The following is a 6719-nucleotide window of genomic DNA, read 5'->3' as shown; positions in this document are numbered from 1 at the left end:
CTGCAGGTACGCGGTGAGCTTGAGCGGCGGGATGCGGTAGCCGGTCATGTCGCGCCATTGGCCGTTGTCGGGCCGCTCGCGCCCCTTCATCCACGTGAACGTGCCGCCCGTGCCCCACTTCTCGTCGTCGGTCAGGTAGTCCACCGTCGCCTCGATGCCGTGGATGCGCTCTTCGGTGCGCGTCAGGATCAGGCCGTTGTTGAAGCTCTGCACATCGCCCAGCTTTGAGGTGGTGTAGAACAGCGCCAGCGACGCGGTCGTGTTGCCCACCCCGCCGCGCCAGCCCAGCTCGTAGTTGTTGGTCTTGACCGGCTGCAGGTCGGACGAGCCGATGTCGAAGCCCGGCCGCGCATTGCGCATCTGCACGCCGATGTCCGGCAGCTGGAAGCCCTGGCTGAAGTTGGCGTACAGCTCCTGGCCGCGGACCGGCGCGTAGGTCAGGCCGGCGTTGAACAGGAAGGCGTCGTAGCTGACCGAGCCGCCCTGCACCGAGGCCGGCGACGCCACCCGCGACTGCGACAGCGGCACGAAGTCGCCGAAGCGGGCCGTGGCGTACTCGTAGCGCGCCCCGCCCTGCACCGACCATTGCTCGTTGAAGCGGTGCTCCAGCTGGCCGAAGATGCCGGTGCTGCGCGAGGTCAGCTCGGGCATGTAGGTCAGGCGGCCGGTCTTGCGGAACACCCGGCCGCCGCTGGCGTCGTAGGCGGCGGCGTCGAACACGTCGATCGGCATGCCGCTGCGTTCCTGGTTGAAGTCCATGCCCCACAGCAGTTTCGACTGCTCGCCCAGCGGCGTGTCGATGGTGAGCCGGCTGCCGAACACCTTGCTGTTCTGCATGACCTGGTCGACGTTGCCGCCGCGCGTGACCACGGCGCGCGCGTCGAACGGCGTGAAGCGCGTGTAGTAGTCGCGGTAGTACATCTGCGCCGTGACCTTGCTGCCCAGCAGGTCCAGGTGCTGGTATTCCAGGTTCACCAGCGTGTTGCGGATCTGGTTCTGGTCCGCCAGGTCCAGGCCGCTCATCGGCAGCGCGCGCGCCGTGCCGGGCGGCAGCCGGCCGACCGAGGGATCGGAGGTGTAGTTGGAGTGCTGGTCGGCGTTGTAGTAGCTGGCCGACAGCTGCAGGCGCTGCTTGTCGTCCAGCCGCAGGCCGAGCTTGCCGCCCAGGCTGTAGATGTTSGARTCGAACAGGTCGCCCTGGCTGGGCTCGGGCGCGATGCGGCGGCCGCGCGCGTCATAGGAGGCGCCGTTGTGGCGCGCGCCCAGGTCCAGCGCGTAGTCCAGCATGCCCTGGCTGCCGGCGAAATGCTGCTGCAGCTGGCCGCCCAGGCCGTCGCCGCCCAGCCGGCTCAGCGGGCTGACGGCGGTCACGGTGGTCTCGGCCACCGGTTCGCCGCCGGCCGGCCGCGTGGTGATGGAGACGATGCCGCCCGTGGCGCCGGCGCCATAGATCGAACTGCTGCCGCGCAGCACCTCGACGCGCTCGATGGTGGCCGGGTCGACGTTGGCGAGGTTGCGCGACGAGTCGCGGTTGGTGTTCAGCGGGATGCCGTCCACCAGCACCAGCACGCCGCGTCCGCGCAGCGTCTGGCCGTAATCGGTCATGGTGCGGCTGGAATCGGCCATGCCCGGCACGGTCTTGGCCAGCACGGTGGCCAGGCTGTCCGAGCCGGTGCGCAGTTCCTGCAAGGCGTCGCGCTCCAGCACGATGGTCTGCTGCACCGGACTCACCAGGTTGCTGGCCGTGCGCGAGGCGCTGACCTCGATCGGCGCCAGCACGGTGGCGGCGCCGGCCGCCTCGGGTTCGATGATGGTGGCCGAGCCTTCCTGCCGCAGCCGCAGCGGCTTGCCCTGCAGCAACGCGGCCAGCGCCTGTTGCGGCGTCATGGATCCGGACAGCGCCGGCGCCTGCATGCCGGCCACGGTCTGGGGCGCATAGAAGATCTGCAGCCCATGCGTCTCGGCCAGCCGCTTGAGCGCCTGGTCGAGCGACTGGGCCGGCATGTCGATGACGACGGGCGCCGTCATCTGGGCGCTGGCCATCCCCGGGCCGAACGCCAGCAATGCCGCCATCGCGGCCATCGTCAGGCGCGCACCCACCGGCGCGCCTTGTCCCATTTTCTTGTGAACCACAGCTTCTGCTCCTGATCCGCTCTCGGTAGGCCCCATGCCCCACGGAATCAAGAAGAAGACGCAATACGGCGGAAAAACCTGAATGTCCGCGCCAACTATTTTGTAACAGCGTCAGCGCGCCGAGATTTCGCTGCGGCCGTCGGGCAGCTGGCGCACCCGCACCGGCAGGATGTGCGGCAAGGCTGTCAGGAAGGCGTCGGTGTCGCGGGTCTGGAACACGCTGGTCACGGTCAGATGCTCGACGCCCGGCCCCAGCACGATCGGCTGCTGGCGATAACGCGACACTTCCCGCGCCGCACTGGCCAGGTCGGTATTGCTGAAGCGGATCTGGCCGCCGCGCCAGGCCAGCGTCGCGGCCACGTCGACGGGCTCGGCCCGGTCGGCCTGCCCCGCCGCGCCGATGCGCACGCCCTGCCCGGCCGTGACCGGCACGGCCGCCGCGTCGTGCGCGCCGGCCACCTTGACCGAGCCGGACTCCACCAGCACCCGCACCTGTTCGGCATCGCGGCGCACGTCGAAGCGCGTGCCGGTCACGGTCGCGGTGCCCAGGCCGGCATCCACCACGAACGGGCGGCCGGGGTTCTTCTCGACCGAGAACAGCGCCTCGCCCGCCACCAGCAGCACGCGCCGCTCGGCGTCGTCGAAACGCACGCGGATATGGCTGTTGCTATTCAATTCGGCGCGGGAACCATCGGGCAGCGCCACGCTGCGCAGTTCGCCAACCTGTGTCTGGTATTCGGTCCAGCCCGCGCCGCGCGGCCACAGCGCCCAGCCGCCGACGGCGAGGATCGCGGCGCCCAGGCTCAAGGCCAGCGCGGCTCGCCGTCCGGAATGGGCCGCGCGGCGCGGCGCTTCGGCCAGGGCCCGCAGGCGCTCGGGCGCGACGGCGTCCGCGGCCTGCCAGATCGATTCCAGCAGGCGGTACTCATAGGCGTGACGCGGATCGGCCGCCAGCCAGTCGGCGCGCGCCTGTTCCTGCGCGGCGTCCCACTCGCCGGAATGGGCGCGCGCGAACCACCGCGCCGCCTCGGCGCGGATGGCGTCGGCGCCGGCCTCGCGGCCGGCCTGCCCGGGCGATGCGGCGTCAGTTGGGCGCATAAGCCCCCAGCCGCTCGCGCAGATGCAACGCGGTGCGAATCATGTATTTCTCGACCATGTTCTTGCTCAATCCCATGCGTTCGGCGATCTCGGCCTGCGTAAGGCCTTCCAGCCGCTGCCAGACGAACACCTGGCGGCACTTGAGCGGCAATTCCGCCAGCGCCGCTTCCAGCGCCTGGCCCAGCTGGCCGGTGCGCGCCTGGGCCATCGGGTCGCCCAGCGGGCTGGCGTGGTCGGCAATGGTATCAAGCGGCACCCATTCCTGCCCGCCGTCGCGGCGGAACTGGTCGACGGCCGCGTTGCGCGCGGCCTGGTGCAGATAGGCGCGCGGCTGCGCCACCTGCGCCGGGTCCGTTTCCAGGCACTTGACCAGCGCGTCGTGGGCCAGATCGCGCGCGGCGTCGCGGCAGCCCAGCTTCCGGGTCCAGACCGCGAGCAGTTCTTCGTAATAGGCCAGGAAGCCGGATGGGCGGGACGAACGCAATGACATGGCGCGCAATCGATAGAGTCAGGCATGATAATGGTTTCCATTTTCATAAACAAACCCGCATTCCATGCAAGGACGCCACCATGGCCGCTGACGACGCCTCCGCCGCCGCACCCGGACGGATCCCCCGTGCGCAGGGCGAGCCGATTCCCGAATCGGTCGCCACGGCGGCCGCCACCTGGCTGACCCAGGCGATGGCCGGCGAGCTGGACGGCCCGCAACGCGAGCGCTGGCGGCAATGGCGCGCCGCGCATCCGGACCACGAGCGCGCCTGGCTGCACGTCGAGGCGGTGCTCGGCCGCTTCCAGGCCCTGGAACAGGCGCCGGCCGCGCGCGCGTTGGCCGGCCTGCGCAAGCCGTCGCGCCGCAAACTGGTGTTCGCGCCGTTGTGGCTGGCCGCCGGCGCCGGCGCGGCGGGCCTGGCGGCCAGCCGCACGCAGACCGGGCGCGCCTGGGTCGCCGACCTGCGCACCGCCACCGGTGAATTGCGCTGGGTCACGCTGGACGACGGCTCCCGGCTGCTGCTGGGCACCGGCACCGCCCTGGATATCGAGTTCGACGCATCGCAACGCGCCATCGCGTTGCGCGCCGGCGAGATTTTCGTGGCGACCGCGCATGGCGACCCGCGCCCTTTCAGCGTCCGGACGCCGCAGGGCTCGGTGCGGCCGCTGGGCACCCGCTTCAGTGTGCGGCTCGATCCGGACCGGACCGTGGTCGGCGTCGAGGAAGGCGCGGTCGAACTGCGGCCCCTGCGCCAGCCCGACCTGGCGCTGCGCGTCGCGGCCGGCGAATCGGCCTACCTGACGCAATGGGCGCCGTCCCGCGCCGAGCCGCTGCCGGCGCAGGCCCTGGCCTGGACGCGCGGACAACTGATCGCCGACGACGAACGCCTGGGCGACTTCATCGCCAATCTGTCGCGCTTTCGGCCCGGCATCCTGCGCTGCGATCCGGCGGTGGCGGACCTGCGCTTTTCGGGCGTGTTCCCGATCGCCGATACCGACCACATCCTGGCCCTGCTGCCGAACTCGCTGCCGGTGGCCATCCGCCAGGTCACACGCTACTGGGTCACGGTGGCTCCCAGGGCCGGCTGAGTTTCAAGATACACATTGTTTCATTTCCACGCCCGTTTCGCGTGCCCGATCCGGCTGCCCGCTGCTCCTACCTGCTGACGTCAATTCATTCCTTCAGCACTTCATTCGAGAGATCACATGGCAGCGAACCCTCCGCGCGGGCTGACCCGCGCATTCATCGCCACGCTGATGCTGGGCGCCAGCGCCGCGGCGGCAGCCCAGGGCGCGGCGCCGGGCGCCACGGCTTCCCGGCCGGCACAGCAGGCGGCGGCGTCCTACGACATTCCGGCCGGCCCGCTGGCGCCGGCCCTGCGCAGCCTGGCCAGCACCGCCGGCATCGCGCTGACCTTCACGGCCGACCAGGTCCAGGGCAAGACCACCGCCGGCCTCAAGGGCGCCTACCGCCCGGCGCAGGCGTTCGAGGCATTGCTGGCCGGCACCGGCCTGCAGGCCATGCAGCGCGCCAACCAGGGCTACGTGCTGACGCCCGCCGTGGACGCGCCCGTCACCGCGCTGGCGCCGGTGACCGTCACCGCCCGTTCGGTCTACGAGCTGCCCGAGGCCTACGCCGGCGGCCAGGTGGCGCGCGGCGGGCACCTCGGCCTGCTGGGCAACACCGACTACATGGACACGCCCTTCAGCATCGCCAGCTACACCGCCCAGACCATCCAGGACCAGCAGGCCGGCAGCATCGCCGACGTGCTGACCACCAGCGATTCGTCGGTGCGCGCCTCGATCGGCAGCGGCAACCGCTATGACGCGCTGACCATCCGCGGCTTTCGCGTCGACAACGACGAGATCGCGCTCAACGGCCTGTATGGCCTGGTGCCGGCCTATCGCATCAATCCCGACCCGGTGGAGCGCATCGAAGTGCTGCGCGGCGCCGGCGCCTTCCTCAACGGCATGCTGCCGTGGGGCAGCGTGGGCGGCAGCGTCAACATCGTGACCAAGCGCGCCGACGACGCGCCGCTGACGCGCTTCACCACGGAATACGCGTCCGACTCGCGCTGGGGCGGCCACCTGGACCTGGGGCGCCGCTTCGGCGACCAGAACCAGTACGGCCTGCGCGTGAATGGCGCGTTCCGCGGCGGCCAGCCGCGCATCGACGGCCAGTCGACGCAGAACGGTTCGGGCTCGCTGGGCCTGGACTATCGCGGCGACCGGCTGCGGCTGTCGGCCGACATCGTCTACCAGGACGACTGGATGCGCGCCGCCGCGCGCGGCTACACGGTCGCTCCGGGCGTCAAGGTGCCGGGCGCGCCCGATCCCAAGATCAACCTGGCGCAGCGCTTCGACACGTCCAACGCGCAGAGCCTGACCGGGCTGGTGCGCGCCGAGTACGACCTGAGCGACCGGGTCTCGCTGTTCGGCGCGTTCGGGGCCAACCGCTTCGACTACAACAAGCGCGAGGCGCCGGGCGCCACCATCGTCAGCGACAACGGCGACGCGCTGTCCACCTCGACCCACCAGAAAGGCAAGACCGAGGCCACTTCGGGCGAGATCGGCATCCGCGGCCGCATCGAGACCGGCCCCGTCACGCACCAGCTGGTGCTGAGCGGCAACCGGCTGGAATCGCGCACCTGGCAGGGCCAGACGCGCTACGCGGACTACGCCACCAACATCTATCACCCCGCGCGCCTGGCCGATCCGGGCGCGCCGATCGCCTACTCGCCGGAAACCAGGACCAGCCTGAGCATCCTGCAAAGCGTGGCCGTGGCCGATACCCTGTCGGTCAAGGACGGCCTGGTGCAACTGACCCTGGGCGCGCGCCGCCAGAACGTCAACACGCGTTCGTACTCGCCGGCCGGCGACGCCACCAACCGCTACGACCAGAGCGCCACGACGCCCTCGGCCAGAACGTCAACACGCGTTCGTACTCGCCGGCCGGCGACGCCACCAACCGCTACGACCAGAGCGCCACGACGCCCTCG

General features: G+C 70.8%; 5 protein-coding genes. 2 read left to right on the top strand and 3 right to left on the bottom strand.

All coding sequences use genetic code 11. From position 1 onward, the window contains the following. From BI327_RS40515 to BI327_RS40505, 3 genes are all read right to left on the bottom strand, one after another. A partial coding sequence (locus BI327_RS40515; RefSeq protein ID WP_210191252.1) for a TonB-dependent siderophore receptor occupies positions 1 to 2133 on the bottom strand: 2133 nt, incomplete at its 3' end. Between the two features lie 111 nt (positions 2134 to 2244). Then, a complete protein-coding gene (locus BI327_RS40510; protein WP_076867222.1) occupies positions 2245 to 3231 on the bottom strand; it encodes a FecR family protein in 987 nt (328 codons plus the stop codon). After that, a complete protein-coding gene (locus BI327_RS40505) occupies positions 3218 to 3721 on the bottom strand; it encodes a sigma-70 family RNA polymerase sigma factor (RefSeq protein ID WP_054430671.1) in 504 nt (167 codons plus the stop codon). Before BI327_RS40505 ends, BI327_RS40510 begins: the two co-directional genes overlap by 14 nt. Positions 3722 to 3801: 80 nt before the next feature. Here BI327_RS40505 and BI327_RS40500 point away from each other — a divergent pair, with 80 nt between their 5' ends. Together BI327_RS40500 and BI327_RS40495 are read left to right on the top strand one after the other, a co-directional pair. Continuing rightward, positions 3802 to 4809, top strand: a complete 1008-nt coding sequence (locus BI327_RS40500) for a FecR domain-containing protein (RefSeq protein ID WP_076867221.1) — start codon at positions 3802 to 3804, stop codon at positions 4807 to 4809. Positions 4810 to 4926: 117 nt separating this feature from the next. Continuing rightward, positions 4927 to 6719, top strand: a 1793-nt coding sequence (locus BI327_RS40495) for a TonB-dependent receptor (protein WP_076867220.1), incomplete at its 3' end; no start/stop codon positions are given.

The sequence above is a fragment of the Bradyrhizobium mercantei genome (genome assembly GCF_001982635.1).
GTDB lineage: Bacteria > Pseudomonadota > Alphaproteobacteria > Rhizobiales > Xanthobacteraceae > Bradyrhizobium > Bradyrhizobium mercantei.
This window is presented reverse-complemented; position numbering and strand designations above follow the sequence as displayed.

Excerpts from the sequence above, each read along its gene's own strand:
- BI327_RS40510 (WP_076867222.1), bottom strand. The coding sequence starts at position 3,231 with ATGCGCCCAACTGACGCCGCATCGCCCGGGCAGGCCGGCCGCGAGGCC.
- BI327_RS40505 (WP_054430671.1), bottom strand. The coding sequence starts at position 3,721 with ATGTCATTGCGTTCGTCCCGCCCATCCGGCTTCCTGGCCTATTACGAA.
- BI327_RS40500 (WP_076867221.1), top strand. The coding sequence starts at position 3,802 with ATGGCCGCTGACGACGCCTCCGCCGCCGCACCCGGACGGATCCCCCGT.